Genomic DNA, 22,881 nt, shown 5'->3' with positions numbered 1-22,881 from the left:
TACAAAACTTCACTCTAAAAAATACCTCCCCCCCCTGGGAATGAGTTTGCGTATCCCCCCTCCCCCCTAGTGGTGACCTACCCCCCGTACAAGACCAGTGGTGTGGTCATTGAATTTCCAGTAGAAATTTGGTGCTATTTAACTAAACCTATGTCCAAAACTGACAGAGTAAAAATAATTTAAAAAAATTTCGCAGTAGCCTTTACAAATAGCATTTCAGACATATTTATAGGAAGAGATTAAGGGGCAAACCCCTTTATATCTTCTTTATATATAACTAATAGAAGAAATAAATAAAAATGAAATACTATACAAAAGAAGAGTTTATAGAGAAATCAAAAGTGAGCTGTAGCACCATTGATAGATTTTACCGTAAGTATCCTGAGATTGGAAATGAAAGAAAAGAGGTTGGAAAAAGAAAAGATATCCCTGAATCTCATTTAAGATACTTTGACCTGGGTTTAATGATTAAGTCGGACCAAGAAAAAGATAAGAAAATAAAAAATCTCCAGAATATGCTAAGGGTGATTAAAGATGAGAATTCTCTAGCTACCAATTTTTGGTATATGGATTGGAAATTTTTTGGTACCGTCTCATACAGCTCAGACTGCACCAGAGATACGTGTTATAATAAAATGGTAAAAATGTTTAACCACCTAAAGCTAAATTTGGTCGATACTGAATTAAGGTTATTTTTTACTACTGAATCTTTTCAGGTTCGTAGTGGTAATCACAACCACTTCGTCCTAAACTGTAGTGCTTCAAACCTTGACCAGGTTCGTAATTTAATTACAGAAATGTTCCCACGTGATAGAGTGGACCTACAAACTTATAATTTAGATGAAGCAGGTATATTCTACATATCTAAAGATGGATATGATGGTATTGCCTGGGATTATTTAGAATAACTATATTAATTCTTCAACTTATCTAAAGCCTTAACTCCTGTTAAGGCTTTTTTATTTAAAACATATAATAGTCACAAATAAATGACTATAATTTATCATATTATGCTTGTTATTCAGTTTAATTCATTTAATGGGAGTTTTATTTGATTATATTTTAATTTTCTCCTTGTCTCCTTCCCCAATGTGTGGTAAATTTGCTTCAGTTAATCTTGATGGCCATCTATGATTTTCGACATCGACCCAGGTCGATATGTCTTGACTTAAATAAAGTAGACAAAAAAGGAATAACCCTCTTATGAGGGATTTCTCCCTCCGCCTCGTAAAAAGTAAACGGAGAGACCAAAGCGGAGTGAATCATTTGAAAAAAAATGATAACAATGACCTGAATGAAACCAGGTTAAAATTGTCAGAGCTTAAAGAAATAAAAGGATTCGAAAATATAAGCGATGACGAAGGTGAAGCATTTATAGATGATGCCATAGCATTTGCAAGAATGCTCATTCAAGTAATACTTTAAATCACGACGAAATGAATTTAGATAAATTTAAAAAATTTAAAAAAGAGAGCACTGTTAAGATTACCGATAGCAATACTCAAAAAGAAATATGGTCTTATACTAGGGTATCAAGTAAGGAGCAGACCAAGAAAAAATATAGCATCGAGGGTCAAATTAAACATATAGAAGAATACGCACTAGATAATGATTTAGTTATCACCCAAAGGCACGGAGGCACCTATGAAAGTGCCAAAAGAGACTTTACACGAAGGGAGTTTAAGTTACTCATCGACAATGTACGGTCAGCCAAGAAAAAACCCCATGCGATAGCTATCAAGTTCATTAGTAGATTCTCAAGGTCTGGGGGAAGCGCAATAGGCTTAGTTGAAGAACTTGTTGAGACCCTGAAGGTTCACCTAATAGAGACAAGTTCAGGTCTGACAACTGAAACAGAAAAAGGACAAATGGATATCTACTCAAAACTCCTTCATAGTAAAAAAGAAAATATGATGCGTATGGAAATGACCTTACCCGCCTTGAAGGATTTTGTAGAAGAAGGTAATTGGTTAGGTCGTCCACCCAGAGGCTACACTATGTATGGAGAAAAAGTGACAAACTACAAGAATAGAATTAAGGGTCAAGAATTAAAAATCAATGAAGAAGGCAAAATTTTAAAGAAAGCCTGGCAATGGAAATCTGAAGGGATGCCAGATTTTTTGATTCGACAGCGATTATTGGACCAATACCACTTTAAAATGACAAAACAAAGCATGAGTAACATGTGGAGAAATCCTTTTTATGTCGGGGTGAGTAAACATCGAATGCTGGATTCTCCTATAATAGGAAAGTGGCCAGCCCTTGTTCCAGAAAAAATTTGGGATAAGGTCCAGGCTTTACTCCAAGATGCTAAACGTCAATCAGGATATGAAAAGTCTAAAATAAATGAGTTTCGACCATTAACTGGGTTCATTCATTGTGCTCAATGTGGTGCGCCTATCACCAGTTATATAGCTAAAAAGAAGAACGTCCACTATTATAAATGCCAACATGGAAAGGGTGGTAACATGAACGCATTTACCACTCCTAGAAGTTTAAAAGTGGGAGTAAATGATGCTTTTATTGATTTTTTAAAACAATTCGAATTGGAAGACCACAAAGCAGAAGCTTTAAAGAGTATTCTTTCAACTATGCTAGGTAGACATGCCGATAACAACAAAGACCAGGTTAAAAACCTAAAACTACAATTAAAAAAGGTTCAGGAAAAAATCGATAAAGTGGATGAACGATATTTCTTAAGTGAGAATCAAAATGAGGAAGCTTATGTCAAAATTAAGGGTAAGCTGGAATCGGAAATTGAAATAATTAAATCAAAGATTCAAAATGTTTCTGGAGATTTATCGAACCAGGATAATTACATAGAAAAAGCTATTGATTTTTCGCAGAACCTCAGTAAACACTGGAATTCAGGAGACCTAAGCTCTAAGTTAATCATACAACAAACCCTCTTTCCTGAGGGTTTAATAATAAATCCTGAAAATCGTGAATATCGAACCAAAAAAATGAATGGTCTAATCTCTGTAATCGAAAGTATAGCCAGGGATGAGAAAGATTCTAAAAGTAAAAAAGCCACCCAAAAAGGTGGCTTGTCATCTATAGTAGCGGGAACTGGACTCGAACCAGTGACCTTCGGGTTATGAGCTTGACACTTAACATCATCAAACTTGACCAAAAGCCTGTATAATCAACTGTTTTCAAGGTAGTCAATATTTTTAGAAATCAAATAATATCATCTAAAATAAAATTATTCTGTACTTATTCTGTACTAGTTTTTATTATCTTTATACTCTTCTAATAAGATGATTATGGCAAGTATTAAAATTGTATTGCGCAAAAATATGATGAAAAAGGACGGCACTATTCCTTTGGCTCTTAGAATTAGCGAAAATTATAAGACAAATTACAAGTGGCTGGGTCAATATATTTCCGAAAAGGACTGGGATAAAGTTGCAGGAAAAGCCAAGAGAACCTATCCTAATCATAAAAAGCTGAACAACTTTTTGATGAAGAAGTTGACAGAGGCAAATGATCTTTATTTTGATTCTAAAGATGAAAGCATTACACCAAAACAGGCTAAACAAAAATTGAAAGGACCAGGTGGCTCTAAGTCATTCTTTGCAGTTGCAGCAGAACGAATTATGAGTAAATATGATCGTGGAACTTTTTCGGTTGCTAAATCAGAGCTTTCCATTTTATATAATATTGAAGAGTTTCTTACTCTTAAATCCTCGTCATCCAAAAATGATGTAATTAAAGCTATAAAACAAAGAAGAAAGGATAGGGTGAGTAAAGCACGGAAATCTCAATACTCTTTTATGGATGGCATAGATCATTTTAAGAAAAATAAGACTTTGAAGTTCCGGGATATCGATCAAGCATTTATAGAGAGATATAAAACTTTCTGTTCTGCCTACTTGAATCAGAAAACACGTACTATATCAAATCAACTAATTTTCATTAGAACGCTTTTTAATATTGCTATTAAAGATGGAATTGTAGCTTCGAAATTTTATCCATTTGCGGGAGAAAAGGAAAAGATACGAATCGGTTCGGGTAACAAAATTGGCCTTACAACTAAGGAAGTTGAAAAAATAGAATCCCTACAATTTGAGCCTCAATCATCAATCTGGCATACACACAACGTATGGTTGATTGCCTTTTACTTTGCTGGCATACGTATTTCAGATGTGGTCAAATTAAAATGGGCTGATTTTAAGGATAACCGACTTTATTATGTTATGAATAAAAACGAAAAACCCTTAAGTCTTAAAATTCCTGATAAAGCTAATGTCATATTGAATTTTTACAGAAAAAATCAAAAAGAAAATAATGGGTATATATTTCCCTTTCTAAAGGATTCAAAGAGTGACAACGCAGAGGATATTTTTATAAAAACTAGAAATGCAACAAAACTGTTTAATAAATATTTGAAACGAATTGCCAGCCAATGTGAAATTGATAAGAATTTATCAAATCATATTGCACGTCATAGTTTCGGGAATATAGCTGGGGATAAAATACATCCTTTAATGCTTCAGAAATTATATCGACATAGTGACTTAAAAACAACTTTGAACTATCAGGCAAATTTTATTCATAAAGATGCCGATGATGCTTTAGACAAAGTTATTAATTTCTCCGTCAACGGGTAAATACAAAGCGAGCACCGTTTCTGCAATAGGGATATTTTGGTCGTTTTGAAGTACGGAAATAGAAAAATTTTTGGATTTCATCTGTTGCTGCCACGGTTTTTCAACGGCTATGGTTGGAAATATCTACATCTTCGGTTACAACGATTAATTTTATTAATGAAGATAGGTTTCGTAACCCGGAGGTCAGGAGTTCAAATCTCCTTCTCGCTCCCAGTAAAATCAAGGCTTTCGAGGAATCGAAGCCTTTTTGCTTTTATCAAGTACAGAAATTTAATATTTTCTGGGTTGGCATTTGAATTGTCCTTTTTGATCTTTATTGTAGGTAAATTTTATTTTTCCGGAAAAAACGCACACAAATATAAGATCTAACCAATTTTTGAAAAATTGTAGGTTTTGAATTATTTATAATAATTCAGCGAATCAATGTGGCTTGCCGCCTTTTGTATAGATAAGTAGTTCAGAAATTGGGCGACTAAGAATTCTATAAACACTGAAGATGTGAGAAGTACATCAATTAAAGGTAATCCGTTCAATAAATCATAAAATTCTTTAAAGCTACTCTCAATAACCAAAAGCGCTCTTCACCTGAACATTTATACCAGAATGTGCAGCCATATATTAAACAGGAAGTTAAAATATGCTAACTATATGATAAAACCACAATAATTAAGGTTTTATCTTTAAAATCAAAAGGTCCTTTATATAGTTAAATTGTAATTTCGAAAATAAACTTAAAAAAAATAATTATGAGAAACGAAGAATTAGTAAAAGGAATGTCAAATTGTGTCAACCATTGTAACTGGTGTGCAGATGCATGTTTAAACGAAGAGAACGTTAAGGATATGGTAGAATGCATAAGACTTGATAAAGCTTGTGCTGCGGTATGCAGGGCATTAAACGATATTCTTGTTACAGAATACAAGGATGTTCAAAAATTGGTGGATTACTGTATTGAAATGTGTGAAAAATGTGCGGAAGAGTGTGAGAAATTTGATTCCAAGCACTGTAAAGATTGCGCAGAAGCCTGTAGGGAATGTGCTAAGAATCTCAGGAATTTTGCAGCTTAATCCTTGTAAACTCAAACTATTTAAAGGCTGCTAAAAAAGCAGCCTTCCTTTTCTACCCGTTATTTCTGATACAGAAACTTTTTCGCGCCCCCGATGACCCCGGTAATTTGAATTCTTTGTTTGATCCTAATAAGCAGCAGCAATTCGATTCTAGAATGCTCAGTCCTAGTCTTAGGATTCAAAAATTAGCTTTCACCGCTTTTTTTATGTAGCGCAATGTTTCCTTCCTTCCTTCCGACAACTATTTCCGAAACTCCGATTCCGTGTGACCCACCTCTTGAATATTTTTCCATCCTATTCATCGACATAATGAAATTAACAAATGATATATTTTTTACTAAAAAATTAATAAAAAGATAAAACCTAATGAATTATCCATAAAATTAAAGCCTTCCTAACTGCAAAATATTGTAATTTTAATTTAGAAGTAGATTTAGTTTGTCTCAGTTTTCTGAGCAAATGGCATCAAATTATAAACAGTAAAAAATGATTAAATAAAAATGATTCCTAAACAAAACCTACGCATTAAGAAGCATGAGCTTCAGTGGAATCAAATATCAACCAGAAATTTCCTTTGAAATGAAAAATTTATACTTCTACTATTTCTTTATTTTTTTTACGGTTATCTCGTGTAAAGATGCTGAAAAAACTCGGGGAGATGAAGATGAAGCTACCCCTGAAGAAAATGTAAATCAGCCATCTCAGAGGGTCATTGATATTGCAGACATTATTGTACCCGAAGGATATAATATAGAAGCCGTCAATACAGGCCTCACCTATCCTGTAGATGTCACCTTTGATGAAGAAGACAACTACTATATCGCCGAAGCCGGAGGTCATACCTATGGCACCAAACCACCCCGTGCACCGGAAGCCCGGATTCTGAAAGTTACTCCGGATGGAACGGTAGAAGTTCTTTTTGACAGGGTGGTGCCGATGACAGAAATAAAGGAAGAAGAAACTTCCGCCAACATGGAAGAGGGACTTATTCCACCCGTGACCGGGGTTACATATTATAAAGGCAACCTATATATCTCCCACCGCAGCCGGTATTCTGTTTACAATCTGGAATCGAAAGAGTTTGAAACCATCATCAACGGTCTTCCTTCCTGGGGGGAATTCTTAAACGCTAAACCGATTTTTAAGGACGACAAAATGTACTGGTTCCTTTCCACTCAAGGGAACAGTGGAGTTATTGAGAAACACTGGGCCATGGTAATTGATGAATTTAATAAGCCCGAAGCCCGGGAAATTCCAGGGGAAGATATTACCCTTACAGGTCAAAATTTTTGGGTTCCTACAAGTGATCTCATGTTGACAGAGGCCGATTCTGTCAGAACCGGGGCCTATGCAGCTTTGGGAGACACAACCACAACAGGACAGGTTATTGCAGGGGAAAAAATAGCCAATGGAGCCTTTTTTGTGAGCGATCTTGACGGGTCCAACATTAAAAGGATCGCCTGGGGATTACGAAGTAGCTTTGGTTATCGCTTTAGTCCCGACGGAAGATTGATCACAACAATGAACAGTGCAAATCCAATGCCGCCGCGCGGACTAATGTTCGACTGGGAGCCTGTTTATGAAGTAATAGAAGGAGAATGGTATGGTTGGCCTGACTTCTACAGTGGGCTTCCAATTACAGACGAACGTTTTGGGGTCAAAAAAGAAGAACGGAATTTTGTCCTCACTCCTGAAACTCACCGTAAACTTTTAAAAGGTAAAGACAAACCCATACAACCTCTTGCAAAGCTGTCGTCTCACGCAGCAACACAGGGAATGGTTTTCGGCCGTGGAACAATGAATGTGCCTGAAAATGAAATTTTGGTCGCTGAATTTGGAACAATTGTACCGGTTTTTAAAGGAGAGAAATATCATCCCCACCGCCCGCCCGGAGTGCCACCGGAATCTGAGGCTCCCGAAGGTGTAAAATATAATTGGCCAGGGTTCAAGGTACAGCAGGTGAATTTATCTACAGGAGAGGCAACCAATTTCATTTATAATAGATCTGGCCTTCCTGCATCAGCAAATAAAGGTGGTGGGTTGGAACGACCGATACAGCTGGAATGGGACAGCCAGGGCAATCTTTATATAGTTGACTTTGGCGTAGTTGAATTTGATGACACAGGTATGAACGCCCATCCTTTTACAGGTGTTATCTGGAAAATAAGCAAAGAATAGATATGGAATTAACTGCTACAATTTTGCTGTTCCTAGGTGTGGTTTTTGGCTTTATGGCTTTTACCCACCTCAGTATGAATATGAAAGTACCTAAAATGACCTGGATGATTCACCTTGTTGCCGTGGCATTGGGTTTAACAGCCTTGATTATTTATGCTTTTGTTACTGAAAGTCAGGAAAAACACTACAATCTGATGGTGATTTTTGGGTTAGCTCTCATTCCCGCCCTTATGATGTTCGTCCAAAAAAGCATGGCCGTTAAAAAAGCGCTGGCTTTGGTGTATGGGTTCATTGGACTTTTTGGCTTTTTCTGGTTATTAACTTACGTATTACCTTAAATAAAAAATATGAAGTGGACATATCCTATAGTAGCTTTTGTTATATTCTTTGTTCTTGGCTTTGGACTGGTCAATATTATAAAAGAAGATCTTGAAGTAGCACCATGGGCTGGATCGACCGCTGAAGAAGGAAGGATCTTAGCTCATACCAAAAATGTTACGAGGCTCGTAAATGCAGGCCCTGCAGATTTACATGCTTATTTAAAAACTGCAATTCCTTATGAAGAAGCGCAAACCATAGACATGCCGCCTTCAAAAGACAACTGGCAAGATTTTTTTTCCCGTTCTTTGAAAGTTAATCCAGAGGCAAAGAATGTGGTGATTGTTCCTGGTGGCAGCGAGGAAGCCCTGAAATGGGCTTTACCGGCCCTCTATTACGCCTATTTCTACGGTTCGCCCGTTCTTTTTTATAGTAATGGAGAGGTTTCTATGGACCAAATGGTAGATAGAAATTTAAAAACTTTTGTTATAGGTTCCGTAGAGCAAATCCCGCAGGAAGCTGTGAGTGATTTTGAAGAGATTGAGAGAATCTCTGCTTCCTCCCCTCAGGAACTGGCTTTAAAATTGGCAGAATACCGGGATGAAGAAGCCGAATTTGGGTGGGGACGTGAAGTGGATCGCGATAACGGCTATTTCCACTATGTTCTGACCACGCCCGATGACGCCTTAGAAGGATTGGCAGCGATTCCGTATGCGGTGAGCAACAATGCCTCCTTGCTCTATGCTGAAGAGGACGGCGGAATTTCAGGTGGGCTGGACCGCTATGCTTTTGCACAGAGGGCAGATTGGTTTGTCACTCCTTCAGAAGGTCCGTTTCGCCATTTCTGGTTCGTTAGCAACAGGATCAGTTACGCAGCACAGGGGCGCCTGGATTTTTCGCTGGAAAAAGCAGAATATGCTAGCATGGGCCCTGTAGCTTTAGGAGATACCGAAGCTTTATTGTCCATCATTTTTATCTGGGGCATTGCTTCCGCACTTTTCGTTTGGATCCACGGTCTTTACCTACTCCCCATGGTAAAGATGCCTATAAAAATAGGCTGGACGCTGGCCTCTCTTTTACTGCCCATTCTAGGACCTGTGCTGTACATCAATTCCTATAGGCGACCGGCAAAAGAGGTCGAAGAAGGCGACTGGAGATGGATACGTTCGCATAATCAGCAAAGTGCTGCGGCTACCATAATGGGCTTCGGGTATGGAGCTCCTCTAATGATTGTGGTTGGTTTCATATTGGTCTGGTTCGGATTTCCAATTTTCTTTGGTGAAGGAATGGAAGGTTCTTTCTTTTGGTTGGGAGCGGGAATGCCTATTATGATGATTGCCATGTACGTTATTGCAGTACTTATTGCCTGGGCCCTAGTTCAGTATCCTATGAAAAAATCAATGATGCCTTCTATGTCTAGTAAAAAAGTTTCTAAAATGGCGTTTATCACAACAGCTTTAAGTATGCTGGCAGTTAGCCTTGGAATGATGTCGGTCTCCTGGTATATGCTTATGAACAAGATACCAATGATGCCCAAGGAAGACGATGTATTATGGTTTGCCAGCATGTGGCTTGCTTCATTTATAGGTTTCCTGGTTGCCTGGCCCTTAAACTGGATTTTTATTCGCAAACAATTAAAACCTGGAAATGTATGATTAGATATATTTGTACCATAGCGTTAGGATTAATTCTCACCGGGTGCGGGAAGACAGAAGGTGCCCCCGGGGGAGGAAGCCACCCTCTACAACAGGAAGCCTTGGCAACGGCATATACCGTTAGGTTACCGGGAAGTAATCCTGAGGAGCAGGCTGTTCTTTTGACCCAAACTGTTTACCCTGCCACCAGAGAAGACAATGCTGTTGGAGCAATTATCCTGGTGCCCCAGGACGAGAAGATTGCCTTTACTGCCATGAACCGTATTACGCACATGCCGGTAAATGCTCCTTTGCTTTATTTATCAGAAGATAACACCATTTCTGAACAAACCCTTCGGGAAATGAAACGTCTCAGACCTGATGGGGTACTGCAGGATAAGCGTACCGATGTGTACGCAGTGAATGTTCCGAAGGATCAGGTACAAAAAGTGCGGGAGGTTCTGGGATACAAAGTTCGAACATTTTACGAAGAAGATCCGGTAAAGTTAGCCTCAGTGCTGGATATGTGGCAAGCGGCTATGAAAGCAGATCATCCCGATGAAGTTATCATCTCGGCAGTAGATCATCCCGATGGCATAAAACACGGTATAGGTCCTATGGGGTGGAATGCCCATATGGGCAAAGGATTCGCCTGGGTTTATCAGGATTCCATTCCCCAGGCGACCCGGGATATTCTCAAAAGGAGATATGGAGATCATGGCTCATTTATGTACCTCACCGGTGGGCCAGATGTAATCTCAAATAAAGTTGCACAGGAACTAGGACAGTATGGGCTGGTCCGAAGAATTTCTGGACCAAACATTTTCGCTACTAACACAGTTAACGCCGGGTATAAAGATTTTGGCAGAAACTGGGGATGGTGGTGGGACTGGGAACCCCGATCTTTTGGCTGGGGAATTGCACAGGCAGGTCACAACTATATCATTGGGAATCCGGATGATATGTTATCGATGATCCCGGCAGCAGTTCTGGGCCATATGGGAAAACACGGACCTATTTTACTGGTAAAGCCTGATAGTGTGCCCAAGGCCACAGCTGACTACTTAAAAATGGTCAAACCCTTTAAAACAGGACCACAGGAAACAATTCTCAATTTCGCCTGGATTATTGGCGATACCGCTTCGGTAAGCGTTGCGACTCAACAGCAAGTGGACCGTTTACTATCACCGTTTAATATTCCAAAAGATACCACTACTTATCTATCCGAGGCACCGATATTACAGGAAAAAAAGGATTAAAATGGAAGAAGAAAAGAAAGACAAAAAAATGAAAAAACCAAGTGCCGATTCTGTTTTGGAGAGAACAAACAGGGATCCTCATGGAAACCTAATTTATCACCCTTCAATGCTTTCACTTGCTGTGGTTGGTGCTATAATTGGCGGTATAATAGTGGGGTTTATAGCCTGGATGGTGGCCGATGGTGCCTGGGCTGTAGTAGGGCTTGGGCAGATGTCAGCAGGGAACCGTGGACCGGCAGCCTTTCTCGGCTTCGTAATTGGGAGTGGAATTGGAGGACTGTTTGGAAGCATCATGGGTATATACAGGGTTCTTCGGGAAAACAGAAAGAAGTTAAAAGGTAAAAATTAAAGGTTGGAATCCAATGAGCCAAAAGCAGCCCCTTAAAGCTCTAAATAAAACGATTAATCAATACTAACAACTAAATATTTAAATTATGGAAACAGAAGGAGAAAGAAAAAGAAAGAATGCCAGAATGTGGTATTGGATTATAGGAACAATAATAGTCATTGCTTTAATATGGTGGTGGTGGGCAGAATCCGCCTAAGCTGCAATACTAAATTTATTAAATACGGGCTGCCGTACAATTTTGCTGCTTTTAATCTGGTATGACAAGACAAAATTGTCGGCAGTCTTTTAAATTACTTACCAGAACCCTCCGCAACACCAGTAGTCTACTACTCTTAATATTGTAAAAGACAGAATCAAATGAAGAACAAATACTTCTTTCTGATACTCTTTGCCAACCTACTGGCTTTCCAAAGTTGCTATCGTATGTTGCCCTCGAAAGGCGGCGGTCAACTTTCTGATGTCCCTGTAGGCAGGGTCATTGATACCTCAGATGTACTTCTCCCAAAAGGCTACAAAATTGAGGTAGTTGTAAGAAATCTTACCTTTCCCACTGCTATTACTTTCGATGAGGCGGGAAACTTGTACGCCATAGAAGCAGGTTATTCTTACGGGGAGGTTTTTTTAGAACCAAAACTGCTTAAAATACTTCCTGATGGTACCACAACTATGATTTATACTGGCCAAAAAAATGGGCCCTGGAATGGAGTCACTTACAACGACGGCTACTTTTATATAGCTGAAGGAGGACAACTGGAAGGGGGAAAGATACTCAAAGTTAGCAAAGAAGGTACTGTTCAGGTCTTAGTTGATGGCCTGCCCAGCCTGGGAGATCATCATACCAATGGCCCCGTAGTGAAGGATGGACACGTATATTTTGGACAAGGTACCGCAACAAATTCGGCAGTAGTAGGTAACGATAATGCCTCTTTTGGCTGGCTATACCGATACGAGGATTTTCACGACATTCCATGTAAGGATATTACTGTAAACCGAATAAACAGTAAGACAAAAAATGTCCTGACCGAAGATCCCGATGATGAAGCAGTAACAGGTCCCTACTCCCCCTACAACCAGAGAGTAGAACAGAACCAGGTGATACAGGGGGCAATTCCCTGTACAGGTGCTGTTATGCGGGTACCAACTAGCGGCGGGAATATTGAACTGGTTGCCTGGGGGCTTAGAAATCCTTATGGAATGGCCATAGCTCCGGACGGGAAGATCTACGTCACCCAGAACTCCTATGATGTCCGGGGTAGCCGCCCTGTTTGGGGGACAGGGGATTTATTGTTCAGGCTCGAGCAGGGAGCGTGGTATGGATGGCCAGACTATAATGGAAAAATGCCCGTAACAGAACTGGAAGTCCCGGGGGAGAAAGTCCCAGAAAAAATACTGGTAAATGACCCCGGCACCCCTCCAGAACCTGTCGCTAAGCTTGGTGTTCATTCTTCGTCGAATGGGTTAAGTTTTTCCACCAGCGCAGACTTCGGCTTTGATGGACAGGCCTTTATAGCGCAGTTCGGCGATATGGCTCCGGGAGTTGGGAAAGTACTTTCTCCTGTAGGCTATCGGGTCGTGCGGGCAGATGTCGGTTCAGGAATAGTTGAGGATTTTGCGACCAATAAAGCAAAAAAGAATGGCCCCGCCTCCTGGTTGGAAGCCGGAGGATTGGAGAGGCCGGTTTCGGTCCAGTTTAGTCCTGACGGTACTGCTCTGTACATTGTTGATTTTGGTATTCTCTCAACAAGTAAAAAAGGTTCTAACCCTGTTTTAAAAACCGGTGTGATATGGAAAGTAACAAAGCAGTAATGAAAAAAGAAACTATCTGGTTTATCATAAGCATTTTATTTCTAACAGGTACAAAAGTGAGCAGCTGTTCGACTCCAAAGACCGTACCCTATGCTCGAGTTGTAGAAATGCCAAATGAAAATCTTAAAAACGGACGGATTCTTTTTAATAATCATTGTGCCACATGCCATCCAGAAGGATTATCTGGTGTGGGACTGGCTATAATAAATAAACCCTTGCCTAAAGGTCTAATCAAATTTCAGATCAGAAATGGCATCGGACTTATGCCGGCTTTTAATGAAGAACAGCTTTCAGATGGCCAGGTAGAAAATATAGCAGAATACCTGCTCTATTTGCGTAAGGACAACAGCAAAGATTAAAATTTTGAAATTTTGAAATTCGTCAATATTTTTTTTGTTATTCTATTTTTATTGTCTGCTATTCTACAATTAAACGACTCTGATTCGTTTGTATGGACTGGTATCTATTTGTCTGGAAGCTTGCTTTGCCTCTTGCCTCTTATTGGAAAAGGTCAACTTGCCTTTTTTTGGTTGGCATTGGCATTCTATCTTACGTACGCTACCTACTTATTCATAAGCCCCAATGGCGTTTTAAGCTGGTACAGGGATCATAATGCTGAAAATATTGCACAGTCCATGACGGCTCAAAAACCCTGGATCGAAGAGACACGGGAGTTCTTCGGTTTGCTCATTCTGAGTTCTGCGGCTATTTTAAACCTATTGTTTCAAAAAAATAAACGTTCTTAAATAATCATACCACAAGATGAAAAAAATCTTTGTTTATCCTCTTTTTATGTGCATGATATTTATCGCTCCTATATTCGGCCAATCCGTCTCATCCCTGGAAGGGGTGGTCATAAATGAAAATGCGGAACCTATGGAGAATGTACGGGTGCATTTATTGAACACCTCTTTTACCACCGAAACAAATACTTCAGGAGAATTTACCTTTTCACAAGTCCCCTACGGAAGTTATATCCTTGCCATTCAGAAACAAGGATTTGCCACTACCTCACAAAATATTATAGTTGATGGCAGCACCGGAACTATAGAGATCGAACTGCAGGTAAAAACGAACCGCCTGAATGATGTCCTTGTAACCGCGCAAAAAAGAGAGGAAGTGGTACAGGAAATCCCCCTCAGCATCACCAGCTTGTCCTATGAAGCTGTAAAAGCGAGGCAAATCCAAAATGCAAATGACTTAACGGCAATTGCACCCAACTTATACGCAAGTGACCCCGGTGACCGGCGAACGGTTACTTCAATTAGAGGAATCGTAAGCACTTCTTATGATCCGGCTGTTGCCACATATATTGATGGAGTAAGCCAATTCAACCTGGACACCTATATCACACAGCTTTTTGACATTGAAAGAATAGAAGTACTGAGAGGACCACAGGGAACTCTTTACGGCAGAAATGCGATGGGTGGGGTCATTAATATTGTTACCAAAAAACCTGAGCAGGGAACTTCAATCTTTGCCGAGGCAACATTAGGAAATTATGATCGACAGCGCTACATGGCGGGGGTAAGAACTTCTTTGGGTGAAAAATTCTACTTTGGAGTAGCAGGATTATATGAAGAAAGAGAAGGATTCTACACAAATGAATTTACCGGTTCCAGCTACGATGATCAACAAAATTTCTCCGGAAACGTGTACCTGCAGTACATCTTTAGCCCCACCTGGAATGCTACTCTAAATTTCAAGCATTTTTCAGCAGAGAATGATGGTGCATTTCCTCTGAACATGGGAATTGAGGCTGCTTTTGAAGATCCCTATACATTAAATCAAAATGAGATCTCCACTATGAAGGACAATACTTTTAATACTTCTTTGGTGATTGATCATAAAGGAAAAAACCTCAATTTTAGTTCTCAAACTGCTTATCAACAGAACTACAGGTATTATGAAAGCCCAATTGATGCGGACTTCTCTCCTCTGGATGCTCTGTCAATCATTAATGACTATGGAAAAGACTGGAATACAGTAAAAGTGGCTACACAGGAATTCCGACTCTCCTCTCCCGGTAGATCAGACAAAAACCTCGAATGGACAGCAGGAACTTATTTGTTCTACCAGGAAAGCCCGGTAAAACAAGCGACACATTTTGGAGAAGATGCTGCACTCATAGGATCTGAACAAACAAATTATTCGCTTATCAATACCACAGAATCAACAGGTAAAGGAATTGCCTTTTTTGGGCAGATAAACTATCGGGTCACAGATGATCTGGGAATTATAGCAGGCGCAAGATATGATCATGAATACAAGAAGCAATCGGTTCTGGGAGAATACCAGCTGGATTCTGATACCGAACCACAATTTGAGTATCAACCTGACTCTACTGCCACTGCAAATTTCAATGCTTTCTCACCCAAAATTGGCTTAACTTATGATCTTTCAGAAGAAAACCTGATCTTCCTTACCTACAGCCGTGGGTTCCGGGCCGGTGGTCTTACTCCTCTGAGTACTGACCCTTCCCAGCCAGCTTTGTTTGAATTTCAACCAGAGTTTAGTAACAATTATGAATTAGGTACTAAAAATTCATTTTTGAAGAATATGCTAATTGTGAATGCAACTCTATTTTATACGGAAGTGACAGACGTCCAGGTGCCCACCTTAATACTGCCCGAAGGAGTAATTGTTACCCGCAACACGGGAAGCCTCAGCAGCAAAGGCCTTGAAGTAGAACTTCGTGCCTTGCTCTCCCGTGGCCTTGAATTTAGTTATAACCTTGGTTTTACTGATGCGAGTTATGAATCGCTTCTTATAGCACAGGATGGAAATGAGGTAAACCTGCAGGAAAACAAACAAATCTATACACCCGAGGTAACTTCTATGTTCGCCCTCCAGTATAATTCAAATCTCGGATTTGGGAACAACTGGAATTTCAGGGTCCGTGCAGAGTGGAAATACCTTGGAGAACAATATTTTGATCTTGCCAATAATTTAAGGCAGGAGCCATATAATTTATACAATGGAAACTTGGGACTCTCATATAAAGATGTTGATCTAATGATATGGGGACGTAATATTTTTGACACCCGGTACATCAGTTATGGGTATAATTTTGGTGCAGTTCACCTCGGAAACCCGGCTACTTACGGTGTAACTTTATCATTTAAGATATGATCTTTAATAAATAAGGGGCCGTCTAAAAAACTAATAGAACGTCATTCTGAATTTATTTCAGAATCTTTTAATCTGAAGATCGCCATTATTAGAACCTGAAACAATTTCAGGTTTATGAAATCGGGGCTTTCTTGACGACCTCTCGTATGTTTAAATATCTTTTTTTTAATTCCCAGAAGTCATTTTAAACACCTTTCCGGTATTGCCCACAGGGCCCTCCTCATCGGTTGTAAGAATAAACATTTCTCCTTCCTTGTTCTGACCGAAAGACAATAAATAATGGCCGATTGAAGTAGAGTTGGTCTGAGCAATTTTCAGCTCTTGAAAATCCCACATGCCGGTCTCTTTTGGAGTTGAAACGAACACGGCTCCCGCAGGTTTTCCATGATGCTGCGTCCAGGTGCCAAAAATGTACTTTCCGTCCATATTTCTAAGGTCTTCACCCCTGTAAACATAACCTCCTATGACGACCAGGCCTTTGCCTCCATGGTCGGTCCCGCCTTGTTTAAATTCAATCACAGGACTTATTAAAGGGTTGCCCATCTTATCTTTTTCGGGACATTTCTCCTTCTCTTTATCGTTATTATAGGCATTGAAGCAGTGTGTTCCTTCCATCACGTTCCATCCATAATTGCCACCTTTTGTGATCACACTTACTTCTTCCCAAAGTACCTGTCCTGCATCTCCCGCAATGAGATCATTGGTTCCTTTCATGTCAAACGAGAACCTGTACGGATTTCTGAGCCCGTAGGCGTAGATCTCGTCCATTCCCTCCTTATCTACAAAAGGATTGTCATCAGGAATATTATAAGGAGCATCTCCATTTACGTCAATTCTCAGGATACTGCCCAGCAGGTTTTGCTCTACATCCTGCCCATTACCACCGGCATTTTCCCCATACCAATCAGGTACATGTCCCATGTCGATATCATTTGCCCCACCACCATCGCCAAGGGCAATGTAGAGGTAATTGTCTGGCCCAAAGGCCAAAGTCCCAGCATTGTGATTATCCTGTGGCTGATCGACCTTCAGAATGATCTTTTCTGAAGCTTTGTCAGCCATATCGGGGTTATCCGGAGAGACCCTGAATTCTGAAATGTGGCTGGTATGATCCCAGTTCTCGGGACCATCCCCACTCAGGGGTGCACTATAATAGACGAAGAACCTGCCGTTTTCACTATAATTGGGGTGAAAAGCAAGTCCTAACAAACCTCGTTCTTCATGGGCATCTTTTAGTTCAACTATCTTATTTTTCAGATTTAAGAATGGTTCTTCCAAAAGTCCTTTTTGGGGAGTATGAATTCGGATCACCCCTACCTGGTCAACGATGAAATACCTTCCAGATTCATCAGGAGATTCAACAAATGCCACAGGGGAAACTAGATTATCTGCTACAACCTCCAGTCCTACCGATTCCTGCGAAAAAGTTGCGAAGGATATAGTTAATAAGCAGATTAAAGAGAAAAAGGATTTGATTTTCATAATGGTCTATTTTTAGTGGAATTCCTTGTTATCAATCTGTTAGCAAGGTACACAAAACCATATACAGCAGTGGTTAACAGGCTGTTAAAGACTGACATATGACTGTTAAGTCTATAAATACTAAATCGACATTTAACCGCTCTATTTAACTATGATTTAAACTTATCCTCTTATTAACTTTAAAGAGAGTAAAGTATTAGTTCTTCAATAGTATTTCTATCATTTTATTTTAAAAAAAAGAAGAATATTTGAATGTAATTTTATCCATGGCTATCTATAGTAAAAATCGATTCCGCTAGGAGAGACATTTTATTTTTAAGTTTTTTATTCAGAATAGAGGATATAATTGTTAATTATGACATATTTTTTAGCTTTCTTGATCCTGTTCCACGACCTGGTGCCAGCTAAGGCCCTCGCTTCTAAGCAAGCTCCCCAAAATACGCCTACGCTCAACCAACTCTTGTGAGTTTCTTTGAGTCAAACTGCGCGGTAAATCTTCATTGCCTGGGGAAACTTCAGCTTTAGGCAAGCTGCGGGAGAAATTTTTATCTAGATTTCGAAGAAAATCTGACAGAGAAGAACGCAAAATTTTCAATTCCTCCCGAAAATTTTCTCCCTTGTTAGATTTAAGAAGAATTGATAAAGCCTCATCTAATCTTGTGATATTAATACTGAACGAGTCTTTCACTTGGGACCGACTGTAGTAATGAACAACAGGATAAGCCTGATGACTTACGGAATGTTCGTCTACCTTCTCCTGAAGGTCAAGGATCTGTAGGTAACTATAGGGGGAATCTAGTCTAAGTAACTTATTTGCTATGGCCTGGGGGCTATTACCCAAATTATGGATGCTTTTCGCCAGGGTTCTTTTCTTTACCACAGCAGATGAAACTGAAAGAAAATAAGTCATCGAGCTGGTGAAAAAAATGAATCCAAAGAAGGAAAAGCAGCTCGTAACCAGTTCAAAAAAAGGCGATATAGGTTTAAAATTTCCCATCCCCAGAGTAGAAAGTATATATCCAGTAAAATAGAGCCGTTCCCAGAAATTTGCTACTCTGCCGCTACTGTTAGTAATATCCTCGGGGTTGGAAGAATAAACCAGGAAAAGTCCAAACCAAATCATAGAAAGCCATACTGCGAGGATCATGAGATTTATGAATAGCCCGTGATAGTTATAAAGCTTTCTCCCAAAAATCCCCACACAGAACTGTAGTATCCTATCTGATAAAATTGCCACATTTTCAGAAATAAAACCCGCCCCACTGGCGGAAAGAGTAGTGTAAAAGAAATCATGTATAGCTATTAATAGTATAATGAATCCAAGGATTAGCAATGTTTCTGACATTTTATTATTTATTTGTTTTTATCTATGTTATAATTTTTGAGAAGCCAATATAAATAGACCCTGAAATTCATCCTGAAATCCTACAAAAAAAAGAATCATTAGGTGAAATTTCTTTCTCTCCTTTAGAATCAACCTCTATTACAGGCTCACAGAAAACTTCTTCTGCTATCCACCATCCCAACTCTACAATTACTATTGAAGCGAAAATCAGACACCATAGCCGCTTATTCGCATCTCTCTCTCTTTTGAAATCCATAACGTAATTTGTATCAATTTTGAACAAATTAGTTATTATGGATTTCGCCCTGTTCTATTATTTTAGAAAATACATTCACTATCCCAGGATAATGGTAATTTAGATTGTAATGTCTTTGTCAAGGAACCATAGATTTTCATTATATGCTAAACCTTTGCAGCTCTAAGACGCCAAGCATTTGCTATTACCGCAACAGGGCTGCAATAGCCAAGGCAGCAATTATAGGTGAAAGAAGTATTACTAAAAATGACTACGGCAATCCTGCTGCAACTGGAATACCCAGGGTCTTGTTTTCAATAAGCTCGTTCAAAAAACATCCAGGTGGCATAAAAAACAACAGGAACAGATAGCCCTAAATGAACCCATTTCCGGTACTTTCAATCCATTAGCTCTAACAGTGGATTATCTGAAAACATTTCCTCAGACATCGCTGCTATTAAATTAGGAACGGTGAAGACAGTAGCAGTCAAGAACTTCTTCAGCAGTTTCTTAAGTCTTATCATCTCCATCCACACCTCCTTCCATAGGCACAAGATCCATCCCGCAAATTGGGCAGGAACCCATTTCATCCTCTACTGTTTTAGGATGCCTGAGGGAGGTAAATCACTGAGGCATCTTTTGCGAAAACGGTACTTCCACAAGATTCACCCTACACACCGTGCAATCCCCGGGTTTGTTGTAGGTTTTTTCCTCCTCGCAGTACATTGGATAATAAAAGGTTCCAGATCCTCCCGTCGCTTTTTATGTATTTTCTTTAGACGGTTTTTTGGGTTTCTCTCCCGGCACAGTGATAGAATAAGTTCCTCCATCTTCCTCCAGCTTTTTCTGAAAGGTTTTAAGTGGAATATGTTTATCCATCTCTATCATCGCCTCTTCCTTTTCTAGGTCTACCGAAGCCTTTGTGACTCCTTCTACTTCATTTAAGGTTTTTTCGACACGGCTACGGCAGCCGTTGCAGGTCATCCCGTGAACAGCATAGGTATGCGTCATATTGTTTGAGAACTACCTTCATCCTCAAGTGGTAGAGCAATAGAATAGCTTCCTTTCGTTTCTTCCAGTGCCTGCTGTAGCTTTGCCACGGGCACATGCTGCTTCATCTCAATAACTGCCTGTTCATTCTGAAGGTTTACTTCAACATTAGATACTCCTTCAACTCCCTGCAAAGCTTTCTCCACCGTACTTCGGCAGCCGTTGCAGGTCATTCCTGATATTTTATATTTATGGGTCATTTAATTACGTTTTTAGTTAAAATAATTTACGCTACTATTCTGTAAAAGTAGAATTTGTATTTACTCATGGGAATGCATATCAGCTTCCCCTTCGTCAAACCTGTTTTTCAGAAAGAAAAATTCAGCAATAAAAATTAGAATAATAGAAGGAACCGCGACATAAATTATAAATATGTCAGTTTGAGATTTTACAATCAAGAAGGCAAGAAGAACAACAACATCAAGAATAATTGCTGTAATCAAAATAGCTGATTTTGCTTTTACTTCCTTTCTCAGATATCTCAAAACCCCCACATGAACGATTATATCCATGACCAGGTAGAAAATAGCACCCAAAGAAGCAATTCGGCTTAGGTCAAAGAATATGGTCAAGATAATTGCAATTACTACTATATATATCAGCATATGCCTTTGGATAGTTCCAGACATTCCAAGATGGCTATGGGGGATTAAATGCATATCTGTGAGCATTCCTGTCATCCGGGAAACTGCAAAAATACTGGCGATCACCCCGGAAACCGTTGCTATAATAGCAATTCCAACGGTAAAGATTAATCCAAAATCCCCGAACAGGGGCCGAGCAGCTTCCGCAAGCGAGTAATCTTTTGCTTCTATTATTTGAGTAATAGAAAGATTCGATCCTACAGCCAGAGCTACTAAAAAATAGATTACCACACAAGTTGATAAAGAAATTACTATGGCCCTACTAACATTTTTGTGAGGCTTTTCAATTTCACTCCCGCTATTGGTTATAGTAGTAAAACCTTTATATGCCAAAATAGATAAGGCAAGTGCAGCAACATAATCAACAATGCTGTTTTTGCGTTCTTCAGAAGGAACAGCCGCATCCAGATCCACCCCGGAAGCCCAAAGGGCTCCAGCTGCAAAAATAATTAAACCTCCAATTTTTAAAGCTGCCATATAAAGGGAGATTTTTCCAATTGCTTTATTTCCAAGAATATTTACAACAAAGGCTGTTATAAGCAATCCTACCCCTAAGGCTGGAACCCAGAAGCTTCTTTCCCCAGCATCAAATAGCTGCAAGGTGTAACTCCCAAATGTCCTGGCGACCAGGCTTTCATTAATAATCATAGAAAAGGCCATGAGCAAAGATGCGGCAGCTGTAATAGTTCCTTTGCCATACGCTTTTTGCAGGTACATAGCTATCCCTCCTGCTGAAGGATAAGCATTGGACATTTTAATATAAGAGTAGGCACTAAAACCGGAAATAATTCCTCCCAGGATAAAAGCATATGCAAAGTATTCCCCGGAGAGTTCGGCCACCTGCCCAAGGAGCGCAAAAATCCCTGCACCAATCATTACACCTGTTCCCATTGCCACCGCACCGGTAAGGGAAAGGCTGTTCTTTTTATATTCAGACATATAATTCTTTAAAAAAAATCAATCAACCTTCAATATAACTTCAAAAAAAGGAAATTCCGGGCTTTCATTTAATAAGCTGAATTCCTTTGACTATAAGTAGACCTGCATTTCCTCATTCTTCATCAGAACCGAAAAAAGTCCTTTCATTGAAATCCTCCTGGTTGTAAAAATTCCCTTGCGTATAACTGATTTCCTCCTTTTGTTTTGCGGAAAAAATTAGCAGAGTCTTCTTTTCATCTTCAATAGCGAGACTTTTTAAGTTTTTATAGGTGGGCAATGTTTTTAGTTTCTCAGCACTTACTTGTTCCTGAACAACAATTTTTTGTTTCTCTTGATTTAGTTCTGCTCTTCCTATGGGAATTAAAACATCCTTATCCTCTTTTACATTTATCTCTAATCCCACAACGAGGTATCTTATTCTTTTCTGGGTTTTGTCGAACAAAAAATCCTTCAGCTTTCCCACTCTTGTTCCAGTAGCATCAACTATCTGCCTTCCATAAATCCTGGAAAAATGATCATCAATTTTGTAGTCGCTGTTCTTAAGCTCTTCCAAATGTTCAAGTGGTGCAGAAATCTCATTAGGATCTCTTGAGGTACTTCTTTTTATATCCTGACCAACCTCATCATATTTCCACTTCTGTATCATTATTCTGTGTCTCGTCATATCCTAATTTTAATCGGGTTTAATTATTTCAAAACATATCATTAAAAACTAAACATATTATTTTTCAAAGTAAAAATTGGACCCTTGATTTCCCTTTATAATTCTAATCAGTGAGAAAGAAATATTTTAGCCTTTGCAAGTGTCTCCATTGCACAATTTTTCATGA

20 protein-coding genes and 1 pseudogene are annotated in these 22,881 nt (G+C 39.4%); 14 read left to right on the top strand and 7 right to left on the bottom strand.

Annotated elements, in window-relative coordinates; translation table 11 throughout:
* Nucleotides 1-299: 299 nt before the first annotated feature.
* The 14 genes from IE056_RS01785 to IE056_RS01720 all read left to right on the top strand — a co-directional run bounded on the left by IE056_RS01785 (nucleotide 300) and on the right by IE056_RS01720 (nucleotide 16,356).
* On the top strand, nucleotides 300-908 hold the full coding sequence (locus IE056_RS01785) for a hypothetical protein (RefSeq protein WP_189602903.1): 609 nt from the start codon (nucleotides 300-302) through the stop codon (nucleotides 906-908).
* Nucleotides 909-1,203: 295 nt separating this feature from the next.
* Nucleotides 1,204-1,425 (top strand): hypothetical protein, encoded by a 222-nt coding sequence (locus IE056_RS01780; protein ID WP_189602902.1) that lies wholly within the window; start codon nucleotides 1,204-1,206, stop codon nucleotides 1,423-1,425.
* Nucleotides 1,426-1,436: 11 nt separating this feature from the next.
* Nucleotides 1,437-3,101: a recombinase family protein gene (locus tag IE056_RS01775; RefSeq protein WP_189602901.1), complete on the top strand. Its 1,665-nt coding sequence runs from the start codon at nucleotides 1,437-1,439 to the stop codon at nucleotides 3,099-3,101.
* 165 nt (nucleotides 3,102-3,266) lie between these two features.
* The gene (locus tag IE056_RS01770) at nucleotides 3,267-4,613 is read left to right on the top strand and encodes a phage integrase SAM-like domain-containing protein (RefSeq protein WP_189602900.1); all 1,347 of its coding nucleotides are present in this window, start codon (nucleotides 3,267-3,269) and stop codon (nucleotides 4,611-4,613) included.
* A gap of 746 nt (nucleotides 4,614-5,359) precedes the next feature.
* Nucleotides 5,360-5,680, top strand: coding sequence for a four-helix bundle copper-binding protein (locus IE056_RS01765; protein WP_189602899.1), 321 nt, complete (start codon nucleotides 5,360-5,362; stop codon nucleotides 5,678-5,680).
* Nucleotides 5,681-6,259: 579 nt separating this feature from the next.
* The gene (locus tag IE056_RS01760; RefSeq protein ID WP_189602898.1) at nucleotides 6,260-7,858 is read left to right on the top strand and encodes a PQQ-dependent sugar dehydrogenase family protein; all 1,599 of its coding nucleotides are present in this window, start codon (nucleotides 6,260-6,262) and stop codon (nucleotides 7,856-7,858) included.
* 2 nt (nucleotides 7,859-7,860) lie between these two features.
* Nucleotides 7,861-8,196 (top strand): hypothetical protein, encoded by a 336-nt coding sequence (locus tag IE056_RS01755; protein ID WP_189602897.1) that lies wholly within the window; start codon nucleotides 7,861-7,863, stop codon nucleotides 8,194-8,196.
* Between the two features lie 9 nt (nucleotides 8,197-8,205).
* A complete protein-coding gene (locus IE056_RS01750; protein ID WP_189602896.1) occupies nucleotides 8,206-9,831 on the top strand; it encodes a DUF4396 domain-containing protein in 1,626 nt (541 codons plus the stop codon).
* The gene (locus IE056_RS01745) at nucleotides 9,828-11,069 is read left to right on the top strand and encodes a cell wall-binding repeat 2 family protein (RefSeq protein ID WP_189602895.1); all 1,242 of its coding nucleotides are present in this window, start codon (nucleotides 9,828-9,830) and stop codon (nucleotides 11,067-11,069) included. The genes IE056_RS01750 and IE056_RS01745 overlap by 4 nt, the downstream gene beginning before the upstream one ends.
* Nucleotide 11,070: 1 nt before the next feature.
* A complete protein-coding gene (locus IE056_RS01740; RefSeq protein WP_189602894.1) occupies nucleotides 11,071-11,418 on the top strand; it encodes a hypothetical protein in 348 nt (115 codons plus the stop codon).
* Between the two features lie 357 nt (nucleotides 11,419-11,775).
* Nucleotides 11,776-13,224: a PQQ-dependent sugar dehydrogenase gene (locus tag IE056_RS01735; protein WP_189602893.1), complete on the top strand. Its 1,449-nt coding sequence runs from the start codon at nucleotides 11,776-11,778 to the stop codon at nucleotides 13,222-13,224.
* A complete protein-coding gene (locus tag IE056_RS01730) occupies nucleotides 13,203-13,583 on the top strand; it encodes a c-type cytochrome (protein ID WP_189602892.1) in 381 nt (126 codons plus the stop codon). Before IE056_RS01735 ends, IE056_RS01730 begins: the two co-directional genes overlap by 22 nt.
* A gap of 12 nt (nucleotides 13,584-13,595) precedes the next feature.
* A complete protein-coding gene (locus tag IE056_RS01725) occupies nucleotides 13,596-13,970 on the top strand; it encodes a transmembrane 220 family protein (protein WP_189602891.1) in 375 nt (124 codons plus the stop codon).
* 16 nt (nucleotides 13,971-13,986) lie between these two features.
* Entirely contained in the window at nucleotides 13,987-16,356 is a 2,370-nt protein-coding gene (locus IE056_RS01720; protein ID WP_189602890.1) for a TonB-dependent receptor, read from the top strand.
* Nucleotides 16,357-16,521: 165 nt separating this feature from the next.
* On the opposite strand, the gene IE056_RS01715 is transcribed toward IE056_RS01720, so the two are convergent.
* The 7 genes and pseudogenes from IE056_RS01715 to IE056_RS01690 all read right to left on the bottom strand — a co-directional run bounded on the left by IE056_RS01715 (nucleotide 16,522) and on the right by IE056_RS01690 (nucleotide 22,715).
* Complete coding sequence (locus tag IE056_RS01715) at nucleotides 16,522-17,838, bottom strand: PQQ-dependent sugar dehydrogenase (RefSeq protein WP_189602889.1); 1,317 nt, start codon at nucleotides 17,836-17,838, stop codon at nucleotides 16,522-16,524.
* Between the two features lie 367 nt (nucleotides 17,839-18,205).
* Entirely contained in the window at nucleotides 18,206-19,183 is a 978-nt protein-coding gene (locus IE056_RS01710) for an ion channel (protein WP_189602888.1), read from the bottom strand.
* 745 nt (nucleotides 19,184-19,928) lie between these two features.
* Nucleotides 19,929-20,024, bottom strand: a pseudogene (locus tag IE056_RS18730) (heavy metal-binding domain-containing protein); the annotation flags it as partial.
* A 156-nt stretch (nucleotides 20,025-20,180) separates the two neighbouring features.
* On the bottom strand, nucleotides 20,181-20,429 hold the full coding sequence (locus tag IE056_RS01705) for a heavy-metal-associated domain-containing protein (protein WP_189602887.1): 249 nt from the start codon (nucleotides 20,427-20,429) through the stop codon (nucleotides 20,181-20,183).
* On the bottom strand, nucleotides 20,426-20,668 hold the full coding sequence (locus IE056_RS01700) for a heavy-metal-associated domain-containing protein (RefSeq protein ID WP_189602886.1): 243 nt from the start codon (nucleotides 20,666-20,668) through the stop codon (nucleotides 20,426-20,428). The genes IE056_RS01705 and IE056_RS01700 overlap by 4 nt, the downstream gene beginning before the upstream one ends.
* A 60-nt stretch (nucleotides 20,669-20,728) precedes the next feature.
* Nucleotides 20,729-22,051 (bottom strand): APC family permease, encoded by a 1,323-nt coding sequence (locus IE056_RS01695; RefSeq protein ID WP_189602885.1) that lies wholly within the window; start codon nucleotides 22,049-22,051, stop codon nucleotides 20,729-20,731.
* Nucleotides 22,052-22,163: 112 nt separating this feature from the next.
* Nucleotides 22,164-22,715 carry a PRC-barrel domain-containing protein gene (locus IE056_RS01690; protein ID WP_189602884.1) on the bottom strand — a complete coding sequence of 184 codons (552 nt, stop codon included), beginning with the start codon at nucleotides 22,713-22,715 and terminating at the stop codon, nucleotides 22,164-22,166.
* Nucleotides 22,716-22,881: the final 166 nt, after the last annotated feature.

This window comes from Salinimicrobium marinum, assembly GCF_014651535.1.
GTDB classification, from domain to species: Bacteria; Bacteroidota; Bacteroidia; order Flavobacteriales; family Flavobacteriaceae; genus Salinimicrobium; species Salinimicrobium marinum.
The sequence above is the reverse complement of the archived record's forward strand: the minus strand, read 5'-3'. Positions and strand labels throughout refer to the sequence as shown.

What these genes read in the sequence shown, in the direction of transcription:
- IE056_RS01760 (WP_189602898.1), top strand. Translation starts at nt 6,260, where the DNA reads ATGAAAAATTTATACTTCTACTATTTCTTTATTTTTTTTACGGTTATC.
- IE056_RS01720 (WP_189602890.1), top strand. Translation starts at nt 13,987, where the DNA reads ATGAAAAAAATCTTTGTTTATCCTCTTTTTATGTGCATGATATTTATC.
- IE056_RS01690 (WP_189602884.1), bottom strand. Translation starts at nt 22,715, where the DNA reads ATGACGAGACACAGAATAATGATACAGAAGTGGAAATATGATGAGGTT.
- IE056_RS01705 (WP_189602887.1), bottom strand. Translation starts at nt 20,429, where the DNA reads ATGACGCATACCTATGCTGTTCACGGGATGACCTGCAACGGCTGCCGT.
- IE056_RS01750 (WP_189602896.1), top strand. Translation starts at nt 8,206, where the DNA reads ATGAAGTGGACATATCCTATAGTAGCTTTTGTTATATTCTTTGTTCTT.
- IE056_RS01695 (WP_189602885.1), bottom strand. Translation starts at nt 22,051, where the DNA reads ATGTCTGAATATAAAAAGAACAGCCTTTCCCTTACCGGTGCGGTGGCA.
- IE056_RS01730 (WP_189602892.1), top strand. Translation starts at nt 13,203, where the DNA reads ATGGAAAGTAACAAAGCAGTAATGAAAAAAGAAACTATCTGGTTTATC.
- IE056_RS01755 (WP_189602897.1), top strand. Translation starts at nt 7,861, where the DNA reads ATGGAATTAACTGCTACAATTTTGCTGTTCCTAGGTGTGGTTTTTGGC.
- IE056_RS01780 (WP_189602902.1), top strand. Translation starts at nt 1,204, where the DNA reads ATGAGGGATTTCTCCCTCCGCCTCGTAAAAAGTAAACGGAGAGACCAA.
- IE056_RS01745 (WP_189602895.1), top strand. Translation starts at nt 9,828, where the DNA reads ATGATTAGATATATTTGTACCATAGCGTTAGGATTAATTCTCACCGGG.
- IE056_RS01785 (WP_189602903.1), top strand. Translation starts at nt 300, where the DNA reads ATGAAATACTATACAAAAGAAGAGTTTATAGAGAAATCAAAAGTGAGC.
- IE056_RS01740 (WP_189602894.1), top strand. Translation starts at nt 11,071, where the DNA reads ATGGAAGAAGAAAAGAAAGACAAAAAAATGAAAAAACCAAGTGCCGAT.
- IE056_RS01775 (WP_189602901.1), top strand. Translation starts at nt 1,437, where the DNA reads ATGAATTTAGATAAATTTAAAAAATTTAAAAAAGAGAGCACTGTTAAG.
- IE056_RS01735 (WP_189602893.1), top strand. Translation starts at nt 11,776, where the DNA reads ATGAAGAACAAATACTTCTTTCTGATACTCTTTGCCAACCTACTGGCT.
- IE056_RS01770 (WP_189602900.1), top strand. Translation starts at nt 3,267, where the DNA reads ATGGCAAGTATTAAAATTGTATTGCGCAAAAATATGATGAAAAAGGAC.
- IE056_RS01710 (WP_189602888.1), bottom strand. Translation starts at nt 19,183, where the DNA reads ATGTCAGAAACATTGCTAATCCTTGGATTCATTATACTATTAATAGCT.
- IE056_RS01765 (WP_189602899.1), top strand. Translation starts at nt 5,360, where the DNA reads ATGAGAAACGAAGAATTAGTAAAAGGAATGTCAAATTGTGTCAACCAT.
- IE056_RS01715 (WP_189602889.1), bottom strand. Translation starts at nt 17,838, where the DNA reads ATGAAAATCAAATCCTTTTTCTCTTTAATCTGCTTATTAACTATATCC.
- IE056_RS01700 (WP_189602886.1), bottom strand. Translation starts at nt 20,668, where the DNA reads ATGACCCATAAATATAAAATATCAGGAATGACCTGCAACGGCTGCCGA.